The organism is Wolbachia endosymbiont of Phyllotreta cruciferae (assembly GCF_918697765.1).
Lineage (GTDB): Bacteria > Pseudomonadota > Alphaproteobacteria > Rickettsiales > Anaplasmataceae > Wolbachia > Wolbachia pipientis.
In genome coordinates this window covers 535,344-553,925 of sequence record NZ_OU953855.1, presented here as the reverse complement: position 1 = coordinate 553,925, position 18,582 = coordinate 535,344, and the positions used below count along the sequence as shown (strand labels likewise).

At 36.7% G+C, this 18,582-nt stretch carries 9 protein-coding genes, 1 tRNA gene and 2 pseudogenes; 7 read left to right on the top strand and 5 right to left on the bottom strand.

Going from position 1 to position 18,582, the window contains the following annotated elements; translation table 11 throughout:
* Positions 1-262: 262 nt before the first annotated feature.
* The 3 genes from pstA (at position 263) to terL (ending at position 4,522) form a co-directional block, all read left to right on the top strand.
* Positions 263-1,513 (top strand): phosphate ABC transporter permease PstA, encoded by a 1,251-nt coding sequence (pstA, locus tag NL281_RS02600; RefSeq protein WP_253303561.1) that lies wholly within the window; start codon positions 263-265, stop codon positions 1,511-1,513.
* Between the two features lie 6 nt (positions 1,514-1,519).
* Positions 1,520-2,317 carry a phosphoribosylformylglycinamidine synthase subunit PurQ gene (locus NL281_RS02595; RefSeq protein WP_182319642.1) on the top strand — a complete coding sequence of 266 codons (798 nt, stop codon included), beginning with the start codon at positions 1,520-1,522 and terminating at the stop codon, positions 2,315-2,317.
* A 741-nt stretch (positions 2,318-3,058) separates the two neighbouring features.
* Complete coding sequence (gene terL / locus NL281_RS02590; RefSeq protein ID WP_253303711.1) at positions 3,059-4,522, top strand: phage terminase large subunit; 1,464 nt, start codon at positions 3,059-3,061, stop codon at positions 4,520-4,522.
* Positions 4,523-5,189: 667 nt separating this feature from the next.
* Here the strand turns inward: terL and NL281_RS02585 are convergent.
* A pseudogene (locus tag NL281_RS02585) lies at positions 5,190-6,350 on the bottom strand (IS4 family transposase); the annotation flags it as partial.
* A 106-nt stretch (positions 6,351-6,456) separates the two neighbouring features.
* Positions 6,457-7,554, bottom strand: a pseudogene (ltrA, locus tag NL281_RS09130) (group II intron reverse transcriptase/maturase).
* Positions 7,555-8,488: 934 nt separating this feature from the next.
* Between ltrA and NL281_RS02575 the strand changes: the two are divergent.
* From NL281_RS02575 to petA, 3 genes are all read left to right on the top strand, one after another.
* A tRNA-Val gene (locus NL281_RS02575) sits at positions 8,489-8,561 on the top strand.
* A 52-nt stretch (positions 8,562-8,613) separates the two neighbouring features.
* Entirely contained in the window at positions 8,614-11,316 is a 2,703-nt protein-coding gene (gene gyrA / locus NL281_RS02570) for a DNA gyrase subunit A (protein ID WP_253303560.1), read from the top strand.
* A 92-nt stretch (positions 11,317-11,408) separates the two neighbouring features.
* Entirely contained in the window at positions 11,409-12,008 is a 600-nt protein-coding gene (gene petA / locus NL281_RS02565; protein WP_010963095.1) for a ubiquinol-cytochrome c reductase iron-sulfur subunit, read from the top strand.
* A 9-nt stretch (positions 12,009-12,017) separates the two neighbouring features.
* On the opposite strand, the gene priA is transcribed toward petA, so the two are convergent.
* Positions 12,018-14,360 (bottom strand): replication restart helicase PriA, encoded by a 2,343-nt coding sequence (gene priA / locus NL281_RS02560; protein ID WP_253303559.1) that lies wholly within the window; start codon positions 14,358-14,360, stop codon positions 12,018-12,020.
* A 165-nt stretch (positions 14,361-14,525) separates the two neighbouring features.
* On the opposite strand from priA, the gene NL281_RS02555 reads away from it, so the two are divergent.
* The gene (locus NL281_RS02555) at positions 14,526-16,289 is read left to right on the top strand and encodes a hypothetical protein (RefSeq protein WP_253303558.1); all 1,764 of its coding nucleotides are present in this window, start codon (positions 14,526-14,528) and stop codon (positions 16,287-16,289) included.
* Positions 16,290-16,361: 72 nt separating this feature from the next.
* On the opposite strand, the gene thyX is transcribed toward NL281_RS02555, so the two are convergent.
* Together thyX and murA are read right to left on the bottom strand one after the other, a co-directional pair.
* The gene (gene thyX, locus NL281_RS02550) at positions 16,362-17,216 is read right to left on the bottom strand and encodes an FAD-dependent thymidylate synthase (protein WP_253303557.1); all 855 of its coding nucleotides are present in this window, start codon (positions 17,214-17,216) and stop codon (positions 16,362-16,364) included.
* Between the two features lie 9 nt (positions 17,217-17,225).
* Positions 17,226-18,503, bottom strand: coding sequence for a UDP-N-acetylglucosamine 1-carboxyvinyltransferase (gene murA / locus NL281_RS02545; RefSeq protein ID WP_006279833.1), 1,278 nt, complete (start codon positions 18,501-18,503; stop codon positions 17,226-17,228).
* Between the last annotated feature and the right edge of the window lie 79 nt (positions 18,504-18,582).

The window sequence follows — 18,582 nt, the reverse complement described above, 5'->3', positions numbered from 1 at the left end:
GTCAATTGTGTCATCTCAGAACTCTCTCTTGTCATCCCAGTGCGTGACACACAACTGTACGAACATTGTGTTTGCCTCCCGCTGTGGTGTCATCCCAGTGCTTCGACACTGGGATCCAGCATTCATTATTCTCCTTTTGGTTTGTGCTTTCATGGAAAATGTAAAAATTATTTGCAGGCAAAGCCTGCTGGATCCCAGTGTCAGCTACTTGCATGACAAAAAAGGGGAAAGTTTTTTCAAATCCTCGTGTAAAGAAAAGTAAATGAGTATAAAGAAAAAATTCCTTAAATTACTTCAGTCAAGGCGTGTACATGCTCGTATAAAAAGGAAAAATAAAAAGAACAGAGCGCTACGCTTTTGTTCTTTCACGGCACTAGTTATCTCACTTGGCTGTCCTGTGTGTATATTGTTGAGTATATTAGTTAACTCTTACAGTGCCTTAACAGTAACGAAAATTTTATTGCCAGTTGAAATAAATGCTGATCTTGCTTTGGCGAGTAATCCTAGTGATTTGCGGTATAAGTCCATTGGCTTACTCAACGATTCTTTACGTAAGGTGTTTGGAGGAACTGATTTTAAAGACGGTGATGAAATTTTAAGTCGTAATTCTTACAAAGAACTAGAGAAATTTTTTCGTAAGAAAGTAAAAGATAGTGGTGAATATGAGATCTGGTTTACCGCGTCAAGTATAATTAATTCAATAAATAAAGATAAACATTTGAATGATCGTTATGCTAAATTACTTGATTGGCTAAAAGAAAAGAGGAGAGTGAAAAAATTTTTTAATAAGTCTTTATTCCTTAAATCTGACTCTCGTGAACCTGAGAATGCAGGGATTTTAGGGGCATTTATCGGTTCATTAATGACAATTATAGTGTGCCTAGCATTAGCATTACCAATAGGAATTATGTCGGGCATCTGTCTTTACGAATTTATGCCTAAAAATAGGCTAATGACTAATATTGTAGAAATTAGCATAAATAATCTTGCTGCAGTGCCTTCAATAATATTTGGTGTAGTGGGCTTAACTCTCTATCTTGGCATATTTGGGCTACCACGCTCTTCACCACTTGTTGGTGGAATGACTCTTTCATTTATGATGTTACCTAATATTATAATTACAACAAAAAATGCCTTTGCGAATGTTCCTATTACGATAAAAGATGCAGCGTTTGCGCTCGGTGCACCTCACATCAAGGTGATATTAGATCACTCTTTACCGATTGCGTTACCAAGAATAATACATGGTACTGTGCTTGCAATTGCAAGGATTTTAGGTGAATCTTCTCCTTTACTTATGATGGGTATGGTGGCATTTATTGCTGATACACCTACGTCCTTTTTCGATCCGGCGACTGTTCTACCTGTGCAAATATACATATGGTCAAGCAATCCTGAAATTGCATTTGTTGAACTTGCTGCTATCGCAATTATAGCTTTATTATTGGTGTTATTTGCGTTAAATTTAGTAGCAAATTTTGTAAAAAGGAAATTCGAATTTTTTAATTTTTAGCAATTCATGAAAATCACAGTCCTATCTGGTTATGGCTTAAATTGCGAAAAAGAAACTGCATTTGCATTTATGGAATGCAGCAGAAAACTTGGTATTGGTAATATTGAAGTAAAAATCGTTCACATTAACGATATCATAGATAATCCAGGTGAACTGAAATTAAGCAATATACTTGCAATTCCAGGGGGTTTTTCCTATGGTGATGACACTGGTGCTGGTAATGCGTTTGCTTTACGTATTAAAAACAACTTGTTGGATGAGTTTCAAGAGTTTTTATCTCAGGACAAGCTGATTATAGGAATATGTAATGGTTGTCAGATATTAGTAAAATTAATTCCAGAGTTCTCTAATCTAGCTTTAATCCATAATGATATAGGCAATTACCAATGCCGCTGGATTAGAGTGAGAGTTAATCCGCAGAGTAATTCTGTTTGGCTACGGGGTCTGAGTGAACTATATCTCCCTGTTGCTCATGGGGAAGGCAAATTTTTTATGGATCAAGATATTTTGAACCAATTGATTGAGAGCAATTCCACCGCATTACGTTACATTGATAAAAATGGCAACTATGCTAACCTACAATTTCCTTACAATCCGAATGGGTCTACATACGACCTAGCAGCTTTATCAGATAAAAGTGGAAGAGTGCTAGCTTTAATGCCCCATCCAGAAAGGGGAATATTTTTTACCCAGCAAGATAATTGGCCCCTTGAAAAAGAAAAGAGCAAGCGTTTAGGTGTTGCTGTGCCAAAATATGGCGATGGAATGCTTATATTTGAAAATGCACTGAAGTATTTTTGTTAAAATTTATTGATAGGGATTTATGGTCGAAATTATCCCCTGATATTGCAAAAAACTTGCTTGACAAGCCTTGCCAGTCCCCTTATCATGAAACTGAAGCTATTTATTTATCTTCTCTGTACAGATTAAATGACAAAAAAACTCACGTGTCTGGCGTCCCATGTTTAATTTTTTGCACTATGTGCATCTTATGTCTTTATAAAATTTCTAGGTTTTTACCTAATATAAGCTGAAATGCGCTTATAAAGCATTTAAAACATCAAAAAACGCCGATTTAAAAAATGGATAGTGAATAACTAGCTACCCTAGGGTTTCTTTTGCCTTTTTTTCTGTTTAGTAAATTTCTTAATGTTTATAATTTAGATTAGTTGCGGCTTAAAAGCAACTAAATCGCGGTTATTAAGCGTTTAGAATAAAAAAACGCCATACTTGAAAGTATAATGTAAGTAATTAGCCAACCACGGGGCTTCTTTTGCCTTTTTTTTCGTTTGGTAAATTCCTTAATATTTATAGCTAAGAGAGCCCAAGAGAGGTGTCATTCCAGCGCGTGACGCTGGAATCCCAAAAAAAGGATGATGTCATTCCAGTGCTCCTTTTTTTGTCATCCCAGTGCTTGACACTGGGATGACACTCTCTTGGATGGAAAGCTACTTTCATGACATCATTCTTTTTCCTGGATCCCAGTGTCAAGCACTGGGATGACAAGAAAGGGGCTACTTGGATGACATCTTTCAACATTATATCATGAACTTTCTAAAATTCATTGAACTGTGCTTTCAAACGGTGGTGCCGGGGTGTGAGTATAATGATTATCAGTATATAAAAGTCATAGCAGACAGACTTGAAGCGGCAAATGTTGGCAAAATGAGGCGAATAATATTCAATATGCCTCCGCGTTCAATGAAGTCCCTGTGCGCTAGTGTTGCGTGGCCCGCATGGATACTGGGAAATCAGCCAACTGCAAGAATAATAGTTGCAAGCTACTCTCGGCTGCTTAGCGAAAAGCACTCGCTCGATACAAGATGCATAATGCAGTCTAGTTGGTATAGAGAGCTGTTTCCAGAGGTAGGACTATCCAAAGATCAGAATACCAAATACAAATTTCAAACAGTGCAGAGAGGATACAGAATTGCAACGTCCGTTGGAGGGACGTTAACAGGTGAAGGTGGTGATTTCATCATCGTGGATGATCCACTGAGTCCCGCCCAAGCTTTGAGTGAAACGTTTAGAAAGCGTGCTACAAATTGGTTTGACCAGACTTTAGTAGCCAGGCTCAACAATAGAAAAAAAGGAGTAATTGTTCTTGTGATGCATAGGCTACATCAAGAAGATTTAACCGGGCACCTTCTCTCCAAACCGAAAAACATATGGAACCATACTTGTTTACCGATGATATCTGAAAATAAGGAGATTATCTATTCAATCAAAAAGCCAGCGCCTCCTTTTCTTGTTCCTGTCACCCGAGTAACTACAAATGAGTACAAAAGCTGGATTACAGCATCAAGTGCTAGAATGACACCACCCGTAATATTATACTCAAGAGAAGAAGGTCAGTTGCTATATCCCCTCGATGGAGGAAAAGAAGAAGTTGAGATGATAAAGGTTGAACTTGGAAGTTACGCTTTTGCTGCACAATATCAACAAAACCCTCTGCCACTTTCAAGTGGTATAATTAAACGAGAGTGGCTGAAGCGCTATAGAAATTTTTCTGATAGTCTCTCATATGTCACTCAGAGCTGGGACACTGCAGTTTCAACAAGCAGCATGAGCAACTTTAGCGTCTGCACCACCTGGACAAAAGTGGGCAATAAATTCTATTTACTCGATGTATATCGCGCAAAGCTTGAGTATCCAAAGCTTAAAGAGCAAGTTCTGTCACTAGCTGCAAGATGGACACCGCACGCAATTTTAATCGAAGCAAAAACAAGTGGTCAGCAATTGGTGCAAGAGCTAAAGACAAACAGTGATTTACCAATTATCGAAATAGTACCACATGATGACAAACTCACTCGATTTTATCAAATTGTTCCGATTATAGAGTCTGGCAAGGTTTTTCTGCCGCACCAAGCAGTATGGCTGAACGATTTTGAGTATGAGATTTTAATGTTTCCTGAAACTCGACACGATGATCAAGTGGATAGTACCGTGCAATATTTGCAGTGGGTGAGAGATAGTAGCTCTAGGGTCGCAGCTTTACGGGCATTGTGATTTGAGTCTACCAGATCCAAGTAGTCAGCTACTTGCATGACACCCTGACAACCGTCATCCCGCTACGTGTTAGCGGGATCTATGCTAAAAGATACCACGGCGATATGACGTAGAACTGCTGCTTGTTAGCTGATGAGATACCGCGAATGAATCGCGGTATGACGGTTCGCGGCGGCATGACGATAAGGTTTATACCTTGTCATTCCAGCGCGTGACGCTGGAATCCAGCCTTTATTATGCAGCCTGCTTGGTTAAAATTAAGTCTTCTGGATCCAAGTAGTCAGGGCACTGGGATGACAATTACCTTAACAATTTCAAAAGAAGCATAGTGAGCTATCAGCCAATGGCGTCAACTTAAGAACTTTCATTAGCAAACTCTCCTAAAGACATGATGGCGTTTGGGCTTATCTACCTTATCGCGGCTATACAATCGTCCCGGTCGGATTTTAACTCTTACTATTACCCACAAATAAAAACATAGTATTGTATTTACTCAAATAATTTAATTTTATTAACCTGAAAGCTTATTAGATTAAAATTATTAAACTAAGAGTTATAATTTTAGCAACTAAAAGCTGTAAATTGCACCATATAAACAGTTATTTCAAGCAAAAGTTATGCCATTAAGAGCTATGCAACAAACATTTATATTTGTGGGTAATAGTAAGATTTTAACTTTAGCGCGTATACTTGCTCTATCAAAAAGGGCTTGAAAGTTTTTTGGCGCAATAAGTACCTGATAGAGTTTCTGCCTCATTACACCAAATAAAACCGAAAAATTTAAACGATACTCAGCAATTTGATCTGGATTCCAAGGCCCTTGTGCATTACACATATGAAGCGACAATATATTACACATGACTAAGTTTGCCCAAAATTCTTGTAATACAGCCTCTAAATTTACGCCAGAAAAATTCTCTAATTCTGCACCTATTTTGAGTCGTTTATAGCACTCCTCTATATGCCACCTTAACACATAAGCTTTGCTGATATCTTCCAAAGTAAATTTTACTCGGTCAAAAAGTGAAGTAATCAATACCTCTGTTTCTCCGTTGGCTAATGTCAGCACTATTACTCTTACTTTCTGTCCTTTCATTTTATTTTTTAGCTTTTCATTTTCTAATATAAAATCGAAATCTAATTCTCCAGATGCAATTCGTTCCCATAGCTTGCTATAATTTCTTTTTTGCAAGCGAAAAATAAAATCTACTTCCAAATCATAATGCTGCTGAATGAATTTTACTGAAGACGGTCGTAGATAAATAATAATCTATCTTGATTTAATGAACGCATTTGAGTAACGACTTCAGGTAATTGTTCTTCTGCTAACGTTTGCTCACCCACATTCCAAGCCGCAAGGCGAGCACTGCAAATCAGCGAAGTACATAAATCAACAAACAAAGAAACCCTTGCTAATGGTGGCATTATACCTGTTGTTCCATTTGGTTCAAACTCGGATACAATTTCCTCAGAGCTCGGTAATCGAATACCAGAACCATCTGCTGCAATAAGCCTATAGCCTCTCCAACTCAGGCTCATCTTGATAGGCTGTTTGGATGCTTAAATTCTTTAAAACCTGTATGACAAATCTTATATCTTGCTTTAGAAAAAGCTTGCTTTGAGGGTACATGTCAATGGCTCCATAAGTTCACATTCTATTCCCAAACTTTTTTTAACTAACTTTAAAATCATAGAAAATACTGTCGAAAAAGGAAGTTTTCTTGTTCGTGTAAAACTCAACACAATGGATTCTCTGAAAAGCTTTCGAGTATATTATATTTTTAATTTGTAGAATAAGATTTTTTCCTTTTTGTTTGGTAGAAGTCATAGTTTTAAATCCTCCTGATTAAGTTTTATCGCTATGACTCCCCCACCAGAACCGTGCTTGCAGCTTTCCCGCACACGGCTCCACAATGTAGTATTCACAGCATTTCCTATTTTGTATATAATGAGTAGCATATTCTTGGTTTTGGTAATGGATTAACTTGTAGATAGTGTATAAATTGCTTTGAATTCATACTCTTCTTCTGACTACGTCGGTTTATCCATTTATACGCTAGCTTGATTACCCGCCAGAAGAATTTATTCAACCACCGGTAATTTCCGCTAACTCCGAAGTAGTTATAGTGTCCTGTTAGTTTTGCTTTAAGTATTGACCACCAATCTTTAAGGTGAACTTTATTTCGGATCTTTTTCACCCATTCTTTGATTTCTTTAAGTTTTCTAGATAGATTTTCTTTCGAGGTTTTATGACCTACCATTACTCTACCTTTACGACTCCTTGTACCATAATGGGTGAATCCTAGAAAGTTGAAACTTTCCGTTTTTCGTTTCTCCCTTATTCCTTGTTGCCACTCCTTTTTGCCAAACTTTACTATTCTTGTTTTGTCTTCAGATATTTCCAGTCCAAATTTTCCTAGCCTTTGTTTCAGTGACTCTAAGAGTTCTCTAGCATCTTTTTCTCTTTCGCAGCAAATCAGGTGATCGTCTGCATACCTAACTAGCTCCATATAACCTTTAGATCTTAGCTTGAATTTCTTTTCAAACCACAAATCCAGCACATAATGCAACTATATATTAGCTAGTATAGGACTTACTATTCCCCCCTGAGGTGTGCCTAGTTCAGTTGCTTCATAATGTCCTGCTTCGACTACTCCTGCCTTAAGAAATCGTTTTACTAACCACAGTATGTTTGGGTCTGTTATCCGTTCTCTCAAGCATCTCATTAGCCATTTGTGCTGGACATTATCAAAGAATTTCTTGATATCAACTTCTACTACATAGTTAGTTGGTCTGTACATAACTGCTTTATTTAGTGCATTTACCGCTTGATGACAGCTTCTACCAGGACGAAAACCATATGAGTTATCCAGAAAGTTAGCTTCATAAATATTTTCTAATATCTTCTTCAGCATTATCTGGACTAACTTATCTTCTGTAGACGGTACTCCAAGCCCGCGTTTCTCTTTGCTTCCAGCTTTTGGTATATATACTCTTTTCACTGGTTGCGGTTGATATCGCTTTCTTTTCATACTATCCACCAGAGTGTTGAGCTTCTCTTCAAGATTTTCTCCATAAGCTTCTACTGTCACCTGGTCTATACCGCATGCTTTGTTATGCTTTAGCTCTTTATAACATTCAGCAAGATTCTCTGCGTTTATCAGATGAATTAACGATTAAATTTCAATCGTTTATCTTGCCTGGCTCTTACTGCTATCTGATTTAGTTTTCTTTGCACGTTATTCCAACCTCCGTTGTATTGGCATAGCAATTCCTAAACCAGTCACTATATTGCTGACCGCTTCCCCTTGTATGTGGCTTTCCCACACTCTGAGTACTATCAATCAGTCCGACTTCCTTTATATCTTCCGTCAGTACTCGCCTTTGTTGACTTGTTCCAACGTACCTTAATAGGAATACAAAGGATCTCCCAAGTTTACGTAAACTCCATCTCAACACGTGATACGGCCTCAGATCCCGATAGAGTGAGTGATAACTTGCCCTATTGTTACCCTTCTTGCTGTCTTCCACTATATGCAACGTGTCGACCTCTATGACATCGAGAATTTCGGGACTCAATACCTTCACTTTCGTTGTACCCTGTGTTGTCCATTCCACTAGCTTTACTACGCTCGTTACCTTACGCAGCATAGTGGTTTGTTCCAGCCTGCTGGCTAGGCTTTGCCTGGGTTGGATTTTCACCAACTGGACTTTACGCACTTTGCTTGGCGCACGCATGTTTCACCTAAAAAGGACACATTTTAGACTTCTTTATTGAAATAAAACAGAAACAAAAGTGCTGTTTATTGCACTCTTTGGATAATTTAATGATAAAAAATTTAGAGAGAAATTTTATACACTATCGCTGATATTTTTCCTTAAGTTGACGCCATTGCCTGAACGGATACAATTTATTGCTATTTTTGTTTACAATAATAATATTGAGCTATAGAATTAGATCTAAAGGGGCAATTAGCTCAGCTGGTAGAGCATCTCGTTTACACCGAGGAGGTCGGCAGTTCAAGTCTGTCATTGCCCATTTGCTTAACTGAATGTTAGTATTATTAATTACTTCAATTAAAGTATAAAAAATGCAGGATAATATAGTACCAATCTCAATAGTAAAAGAGCTGGAAGATTCTTATCTCTCCTACGCAATGAGCGTTATCATAAGCCGGGCTATACCTGACGTGCGGGATGGATTTAAACCTGTTCACAGGCGCATATTATATGCAATGTCAAGAGCTGGATTCGATGCCGGTAAGCCATATAAAAAGGCAGCTCGTATAGTTGGGGATGTAATGGGGAAATATCACCCACATGGTGATGCAGCTATTTACGATTCCTTGGTTAGAATGGCCCAAGATTTCTCTCTTCTTTTACCACTTGTTGATGGGCAAGGTAACTTTGGTTCGATAGACGGAGATCCACCAGCTTCAATGCGATACACAGAAGCAAGACTTCAAAAAGTGTCGCACTTTTTACTGAATGATATTGATGAAGATACAGTTAATTTTAGGCCAAACTACGATGGAAATGAAACAGAACCAGTTGTGCTGCCTGCAGAGTTTCCGAATCTATTGGTAAACGGTGCAAGTGGTGTTGCAGTTGGTATGGCAACCAATATTCCTTCTCATAATCTTGGAGAAATAATAGATGCTTGTATATTATATGTAAATAATCCTGAAGTTACTTTGGATGAGTTACTTGAAGTGATGCCAGGGCCGGATTTTCCAACTGGGGGAACAATTCTTGGAAGGTCTGGAATAAGATCAGCATTTGCAACTGGTCGTGGATCAATTGTTGTGCAAGGCAAGACTCACATAGAAGACCTGCCACAAGATAGGCAAGCAATAGTGATTGATGAAATACCTTACCAGGTAAACAAAGTAAAATTAATTGAGAAGATAGGTGAGCTTGTAAAAGAAAAAAGAATTGATGGCATAACAGAAATTAGGGATGAGTCCGATAAGTCTGGTATTAGAGTAGTAATTGACCTCAGAAGAAATGCTGAGGCAAGTTTTATACTTAATCAAATATTGGGGCTAACTCCACTAAGAAGTAGTTTTAGTGTTAACACTTTAGTGCTCAATAACAACAGGCCTGCTTTGATGTCGTTAAAAGAAATCATAGCTGCTTTTGTTGACTTTAGAAAAGAAGTGTTAATCAGGAGAACAGAATTTCGTCTAAGAAAAACGAGAGAAAAAGCTCATATATATATAGGGCTCTACATTGCGGTCCTCAGCATAGATGAAGTGATAAAAATCATCCGCGGTGCAAAAGATCCTGCGGAAGCAAGTAGAGAACTTTTAAATAAAGAATGGAAAACTTCGAATGAAATCAACACTATTATTGAGTTGATTTCAGATAGCGCAAGCTTTTTGAAAGATGGAGTGTATAGATTAACTGAGCTACAAATTAAGGCTATCCTTGATATGAAACTGCAGCGTTTAACAGGCCTTGAAAAAGACAAATTAGAAGCTGAGCTAAGTTCAATGATCAACCTGATAAAAGAATATATCGCTTTTCTTGGCTCAGAAGAGAAGTTGATGAAAGAAATAAAAAACAATTTACAAGAAATAAAGAACAGATTTGCCGTACCACGAAAGACTGCAATAGAGGAATCAGATACGGACATTGAAGCTGAAGATCTAATTCCACAAGAGGATATGGTGATAACCGTAACTATGAATGGTTATATCAAGCGTGTGAAGCTTTCTCATTATAGAACTCAGCGTCGTGGTGGAAAAGGAAAGCTAGGACAGGGATTAAAAGAAGAAGACGTAATTACAGAATTATTTGTGACAAATACTCACACTAGCGTTTTGTTCTTCTCTAACATTGGTCGAGTTTATAGATTAAAAGTTTATAAGTTACCTCTTGCAGAGCCAACTGCACGTGGAAGAGCGCTTGTTAACATATTTCCGCTTAGCGATGGTGAAACTATAACTAATATCATGCCATTGCCAAGTGAAAATGACGAAAATCAAAACATAGTTTTTGCTACTGCCTATGGAAACATAAGGCGTAACTCTTTAGCGGATTTTCACTATATTCCAAGCAATGGAAAAATAGCAATAAAGCTCGATGAAGGAGACAAATTAATATTGGTTAAAGTATGCAATGCAATTGATCATGTTTTTCTTTCAACAAGATTCGGCAAAAGTATCAGATTTGTTGTAAGTGATGTGCGTCAATTTAAAAGTCGCAATTCAGATGGCGTAAGAGGTATCAAACTTGCAAAGAATGACAGCGTGATATCCATGACCATATTAAATGGGATAGGTGTAGCAACAGAAACAAAAGAACTTTACTTAAAAGTTCCACTTGCAAAAAGACTGGGAACTGCAATTAATAACTCTATTGATTCTAAATTGGAAAAGACTTTGAATGATTTAGGAATAGATAACGAATTATTCTTAAAACTTGCAGTGAATGAGGAGTTTATATTAACTATTACCGAAAATGGCTTTGGTAAAAGAACTTCTGCGTATGAGTATAGAATAACTAACAGGGGTGGTGTTGGTATCACCAATATTCTTACTACTAGCAGAAACGGTAATGTTATTGCTAGTTTTCCAGTTGAGCAGGGTGATAATATAATGCTTATTACAGATAAAGGAAAGTTAATTCGCATTTCGGTCAATGAGATTAGAATTGCAGGACGCAGCACTCAAGGAGTCACTCTGTTTAAAACAGAAAGTAGAGAAAAAGTGGTGTCAGTAGCGAAAATTGAAGATCCTGATTCCACTGAAGATAGTATTTCTGAAGTTGAAAACTCTATCGCTTCTTAACCGTAGTATAGGTTAAACAAAAAGCGCAAGTTTTTGTTGATTAATATGCAGTATTTAAATTAAAATATATACTTATGGCTAAGTAAAGATCAATGGACAAAAAATTAACTAAAAATAAAAAACCACTGGCAGACAAAGAGGATAAAAAAACACCTCCTGTTAAAGATCTTACTAAAAATAAGAGTAGGAGAGATTTTATAACATTAACTACATGCGCTATGGCAGGTATAGGAGCTGCAAGCGGACTTTGGCCACTGGTTAAATCTATGAATCCTTCTGCTGAAGTTCTAGCAACTTCCACAGTGGAGGTGAATTTGTCTGGAATTCAGGAAGGACACGGAGTAAAAGTAAAGTGGCAAGGTAAACCAGTATTCATTCGTAGACGCACAAAGCAAGAAATTGAGGCTGCAAGAGCTGTGAATGTGAAGAGCTTGAGGGATCCTCAATTAGATGAGCAGAGAGTATACGAAGGAAAAGACGAATGGTTAATTATGCTTGGAATATGTACACATCTTGGGTGTGTACCGGTTGACCACGCTACAAGAGATGGTAATGGTTGGTTTTGTCCTTGCCACGGTTCATATTATGATACATCAGGTCGAGTAATTGGGGGTCCTGCACCGAAAAATATGGCTGTACCTGATTATTTTTTTCCCAGTGAGAATGTTGTGGTAATTGGCAAGAAGGCTTAACGGAACTCGTTAAAAAAAACTCACAGGATCAACATCTATTATCACTGCAATACTCGAATTCAAGTTACAATTTTTAATCCAATATTTCAGCTTTTTTTGTATAGATAAACTGTGTTTATTGTGTATTTTTAATAATACCCTATACCGATACTTATTATTTAAAAAATTTATCGCTGCTGGTGATGGGCCAAGAATTTCAAATTCCTTTTTGTCTACACCTACATTTTTTTCCTGGATACAAGTAGTTAAGCTACTTGGATGACAAAGAAGAGATTTTACTATTTCATTCGCTGCTTTTTGTGTTGCAATCTGATTCTTACCACAAATGATAAGCGCTATTAATCTGCTAAATGGTGGCATTTTGGCTTCACGTCTTGACTTAAGTTCAATTTCATAAAATGAGTCCCTTTTTTGATGCAGCAATGCTTTTATTATTGAACTTTCAGGGTTATTGGTTTGCACTATTACCATTCCTTTTTCATTAAACCTTCCTGATCTGCCTGCAACTTGGTGCAATAATTGATACGTCTTTTCCGCTGCTCTCAAATCAGAATTTTCGAGGCTCAAATCTGCATTTATTACTCCAACCAAAGTTAATTTAGGAAAATTGTGCCCCTTAGCAATTATCTGTGTGCCGATTATAATGTTCACCTCTTCCTTTAACACTAAATCAATGATGTTACTAACCGACTTCTGATCGCTGCTTATCATCGCAGTTTTTGCGTTTGGTATTAATTTCACCATTTCTTCAAGCAACCTTTCAATTCCTATGCCGTAGAGGAACAATGGCTGTTCACTTTGGCAATTAGAGCATTTCTCTGGAAGTTTTAATTGATAAGAGCAATGATGGCACAAAAGAGCATTTTTTTTCTTGTGATATGTAAGCCAAACAGCACAATTTAAGCAGGAAATTTTATATCCACACTTTTTACAAATTGCCAGTTGTGCATACCCTCTGCGGTTTAGAAAAAGCATAACCTGCTGTTTTTTCTCTATGGTTTGTTTGATGCTTTCAAAAAGCTCAGAGGAGATCCATTGCTTGTTGTTCCTCATATCTACTACTTTAATGAGTGGCAATTCTGCACCACCAAATCTTTTAGTTAGCTTTACATGATTGTAATTCCCGTTTTTAACATGATGAATCGTTTCAAGCAGTGGAGTAGCTGATGATAAAATAATCGGAATATTTTCAAATTTGGCTAAGATTATCGCCATATCTCGAGCATTATATATAATTCCCTGTTCTTGTTTAAAAGATGAGTCGTGCTCTTCATCAACGATAATCAATTTTAGGTTTTTATAAGGCAAAAAAAGCGCTGACCGTGCACCAATAATTATCTGCGCATTTCCATTTGCTATACTGAGCCAATTATTCCGGCGAGTTTTTGGAGTGAGCTCTGAGTGCCATTCAACTAAGTTTTTTGATATCTGACCATGAATACGGTTTACCAATTGTGAAGTTAAAACAATTTCAGGCAAGAGGATTAGCACTTGCGCATTACCTTCTCCTGATGTCATTTCAACATATTCTGGTGTCATACTAGTACGTGGCAAAGACGGTATGCTAAATGTTACAGTGGGTTTTGCCTTGAGTATAAAGGTGTCATTCCAGTGCTTGACACTGGAATCCAGGAATTTTGATTGTAAATTAGGTATTGGTTTTAAGTTAAAATAAACATTTGTAATGAGGTTATATGAAAAACTGGATCCCAGTGTCAGGCTACTCGGATAACACCCTCTTGGTAGACCCAAATCACAATGTTCGTACAGTTGTGTCTCTGGGCACTGGGATGGTAAAGTCTGAGCAGCATTTGGAACGGCAGTGTAATTCTTAATCAATTGTGCAATCACAGAGAGATAAACTTCGGTTTTTCCAGACCCGGTCTCACCGTCAAGCAAAGTCACTGAATATTCGTTCAAATTGCTGATTATTTTATCACTAGCTACCTGCTGTTCAGGACTCAATTTGCAGCTTATTTCACTTGTTTCCTGCTTTTGTTCAACACAAACCAATTTATCTATGTGATTTACTTTTAACACTCCTCCCATTATCACTTTGGCAAGCATACCAATAGGTATTAAGTTGTATTGCGCAACCCACTCTGCAAATGCAATCAATTTTGGTCTAATATTTGGTAAATCGATTTTTTGCTCAATAAATTTTAATTCTCGGTTACTTTTATCACTGTATTTCCAAACTATTCCGATTAAGCGTTTTTTGCCAAATGGCACTACTACGTAATCTCCAAGTAAAATCTCAGTATTTTCCTCAATTGCATATGAAAATAACTGATCAATTGGAAGTGGTAGTAATACGTCAACTGTTTTTGCCATAGTGATTGAGTTTAACATTGTTTTAAAGAGCTTGTAACTTTATTAAGCTTGGCAATATAGATGAACCGGTACAGAGAAAATCTTAACGTTTAACACATTTTTCATAGTACAGACCGTATGATTGATAAATAAAATGATTTATAGAATTTGTGGAGGCTACCAATGGTCAACGACAAGATTACTTTGAACTTTGAAATAGAAAAAGGCGAACCTATAGATCGATACTACTTTTCTGCACATATAAAGCTTACAGATGAAAGCAAAAATCTTTTGCGGGAGAAGCTTGGCAGTACAATTCAATTCGATAATCTAGATGATCACTTCGATCTTAACCATGAGAATTTTTATATCTACTACAACAAATATAGTGAGCACAATGGTAGAAGTGAGCTACACGTTAGGGATGATAACGGTAAATATTTAACCTCCAATCTTCCACTTAATTACTATGGATTCTCAATGGAACTATCACCTGACGGAGCGTCAATTGCAGATTATGGTTTTTATCCTCTGTATGCAATCTATAACCCAAATCACTATGATAAAGCAAAGGAAAAAGTATTTGATGATCACGGTGAATTGTCACCAATTGCATCAAATGTGTTAGATAATTTTTTAAGCAACACAAATAGCTTAACCACACAAGATATATTACAAAATGTATTCTCACAACTGCAGAAGAAAGCTGATGAAGAAGCAGAAAGATTGGCAAGAGAAAGAGAAGCAGAAAGACAAAGGGAGGAAGAGTTAAATGAAAAGAACGAGGAGTTAAAAGAACTTGTAGAAAAGGATGAGATTAAAATATTCAAAGTGGTAAAAGGTAATGATTTAGGTAATGGGCATTCAGCAGTAGTTTTACAACTTGATGGGGAAGAAGGTGACAAGATACCTCTCGACTCTAGTAAATACTACATAGCAGAGTATAGACACCACCCAGAATGGGAAGGCGATGAATATTTAAATTTTGTTAGCCCTGATAGTGATATGCTGGTTAATTATGAAAACTTATTTTTTGTGCTCAATCAAAGCTCCTACTCAGACTTTGAAAGTGGGTTTTATTCAGAAAACAGAACCGATCCCCATAATTATGCTAAATATTCAAAGGAACCATATTTGAGTGGTGACCAGCTATCTGAAAAATTATCTAATGAATTGGAGGAAGATAGCAATCAGATAGGTACTGAATTTACAATTGATGATGAGCAAGTAGACGAAGAAGTTGTGGTAGAGAGTGAAGCCAAGTCTGGGGAGAAAGGAACGGTTGGTGAGGATAACGCAAAAAATACTATACAGGAAGAAGAATCTAACTATATAGATCAAATGCAAGCGGATGATAGCAGCAGTTATAAACCAGCTTTGCAAAGCAATCGTGATGATTATGCTGATACGAAAAAAGCTCTGCAGAAAAAATTGCATGGAGATGAAATACACAAGCAAAGTAATGAGAAAGCTCAAAAAGATATAGAAGTAAAAAAAGTAACTGTGGAAACTGACAGTAGCAGTAATAAGACTGAAAAACAAACAAAACCAACAGAAGATGAACAAGAAACTGTTATGGCAAGTGTGATAGAAAATATGGATAAAAATTCTGATATTGAAGCAGAAACTTCTAACAGTGTTGCAAATTCACAACATCCCTTAAAAATAAAGACAGGAAGTCCTCTTGAAGTGGGAAAGTATAAGGTGGAGCTGCAAGTGACATATGATGATGTAAAGAATTTTTATGATACCGTACGTGGTAAATATCATGCTGGCGATGGATATAACTACGAACAAGTAATGGTTTTATATAATGAAATTGTTAGGCCCGCTCACAATCATCATTACGAGCTGTTTACTCTTGATGAAGCACATGTTGCTAATGATCACCTGTTTATCAAGGGTCAGGATTTTGGAACTCTAAATGATTTTAATGAGATGTTCTATAAAAGTGATGAGTTAATGTGATGTAAAAAGCAAGATTCAATCTGGTGAACGAGAGTTAACTGACAGAGGAGATTGACACGTATGCCTTTATCTTTAAGATTGTTTATCAAGTATAGACATCAGCTCGCCCCATTCTCTTTTACCAATATTACTTTCTTCTCTAGTAACGTTTTCCCCTTTAATTAATTTGCGAATTATTTCTAGACCAGTTCTTGAAATACAGGCTGATTCTAGGCAATATTCAACAAAGGCATTGTAGGCCAGTGGAACCCATTTTTTTATTATATCCAGCATAACTTCTGCATAAACTCTGATTTCATATTGGGCATGCTTATCAGCTCTAAGCTTCAAAAAATGAAGGAGATTATGCAGATCTATTTTCCAATAAAATTGCGTGTAGTAATTAAGCATTAGGTTAGTTCTGGCAATTTCTCTTGCAAGCCCCTGCTCAATAAATTTTTCATAATGAGAATATACTAAATTAGAGTCATTTGTTAGAGAATCTATTATTTCCTTTGAGGTATCTGGATCAAAAGCTTCCCCGCTACCTTGTTTATTATTGTCAGATTGTTTTGCAACTTGTTCTGGTTTAGGTGTATAAAATTCATTATCAAGTATTGAATACCTTGCTGAATATTCATTCACATTTGCAGTTCTATGCCTTATCCATTGCCTTGCAACAAAAATTGGAAGTTTCACGTGAAACTTAATTTCACACATTTCAAATGGAGTTGTATGATGATGTCTCATTAAATACTTTATAAGTGCTTCATCCTGACTTGTCTGTTTTGTTCCCTTGCCATAAGAAACACGAGCAGCTTGAACTATAGCGCTATCAGAGCCCATATAATCCACTACTCGAATAAATCCATGGTCTAATACCTTATGTTCTTCATATAAGATTGCATCTATTTCTTTTACTATAGTTCGTTTGGTTGCTTCATTCATAAAATATCCTCAAGACGAAATGGAGATATCAGCTCCACATGAATTGAGTTTTTCATGCATTGCTTCATATCCTCTCCATAAATGATGTGAATTGTTTATTATAGTTTCTCCACCGGCTACCAAAGAAGCAAGCACCAAAGCTGCTGTTGATCTTAAGTCAGTAGCATATAGATTAGCTCCAGATAAGCTTTTTATTCCACTTATAGTAGCTTTGCTTTTCTCGATGCTGATATTAGCACCTAACTTTCTCAATTCATCTGCATGTGTAAATCTGTTTTCAAAAATGTTCTCTTCAATTACTGATATCCCATCAGCGATGCACATTGCAGACATCAGTTGTGGTTGCATATCACTGGGAAAATTGGGGTATGGATCTGTCGCAACGTTAGCAGACTTAATAGAGCCATTTTTTCTGGAAATAACAATGCCTCCATCATACAGTTCAACCATAGCTCCTATAGTCTCCAACTCATTTGTAATACACCTTATATCAGATAGATTTATTCCTTCCAACTCCAACTTACCACCGGTTATTATAGCAGCTAGTGCATAGGTGCCTGCTTCTATGCGATCTGGTATTATTTTATGAACACATCCATTTAGTGCTTCAACTCCTGTTATTATGACCTTTGTATTATCAATTTCAATATCAGCACCCATTTTCTTCAGAAAATCTATTAAATCAAGAACTTCCGGCTCAGTTGCAGCATTGTTTATTGTTGTCACTCCTTCTGCAAATGTTGCTGCCATTATTACATTTTCTGTTGCGCCAACACTTATTTTCTCAAATGTGATTTCTTTTCCTTGTAGCTTTCCTTTCACTGTTGCAATTATATTATAGCCGTCAATTTCAATTTTAGCTCCCATTTCTTCTAATGCTTTAATATGCATATCAACGGGACGCTTTCCAATGTTGCATCCACCAGGAAATGCTGTTCTCGCTTTGCCAAATCTGCTAAGCATTGGACCCAATATTAGAAAAGAAGTTCTTAGCTTACTTGCGGTTTTATATGGCATCACGTGATTGTTGATATTGCTGCAGTCAATTTTCAAAGTATGGTTCGCTTTATAATTTTTATTGTGCATAAAGTTCACTTCTGCTCCAAGACTTTCAAGCAACTTAGACATTAGATGCACATCAATTAAATCAGGTACATTATGCAAAATTACCGGGGAGCTACTTAATAGACTTGCTGCCATTATTGGTAAAACAGCATTTTTTGAGCCATTAATCTTGATTTTTCCGACCAAAGGTTTGTAGTTATTTCTTATTAATATCTTGTGCATTTAATTAGATATAAAGTATAATTCATTAGTTTATTGAAGTCTTACTAAGTATAATAGATTGACCGTAAAAGGCAAAATT

Bases quoted from the DNA above. Each gene is read 5' to 3' on its own strand.
- murA (WP_006279833.1), bottom strand. From the start codon at position 18,503: ATGCACAAGATATTAATAAGAAATAACTACAAACCTTTGGTCGGAAAA.
- terL (WP_253303711.1), top strand. From the start codon at position 3,059: ATGAACTTTCTAAAATTCATTGAACTGTGCTTTCAAACGGTGGTGCCG.
- gyrA (WP_253303560.1), top strand. From the start codon at position 8,614: ATGCAGGATAATATAGTACCAATCTCAATAGTAAAAGAGCTGGAAGAT.
- thyX (WP_253303557.1), bottom strand. From the start codon at position 17,216: ATGAATGAAGCAACCAAACGAACTATAGTAAAAGAAATAGATGCAATC.
- priA (WP_253303559.1), bottom strand. From the start codon at position 14,360: ATGTTAAACTCAATCACTATGGCAAAAACAGTTGACGTATTACTACCA.
- pstA (WP_253303561.1), top strand. From the start codon at position 263: ATGAGTATAAAGAAAAAATTCCTTAAATTACTTCAGTCAAGGCGTGTA.
- NL281_RS02595 (WP_182319642.1), top strand. From the start codon at position 1,520: ATGAAAATCACAGTCCTATCTGGTTATGGCTTAAATTGCGAAAAAGAA.
- petA (WP_010963095.1), top strand. From the start codon at position 11,409: ATGGACAAAAAATTAACTAAAAATAAAAAACCACTGGCAGACAAAGAG.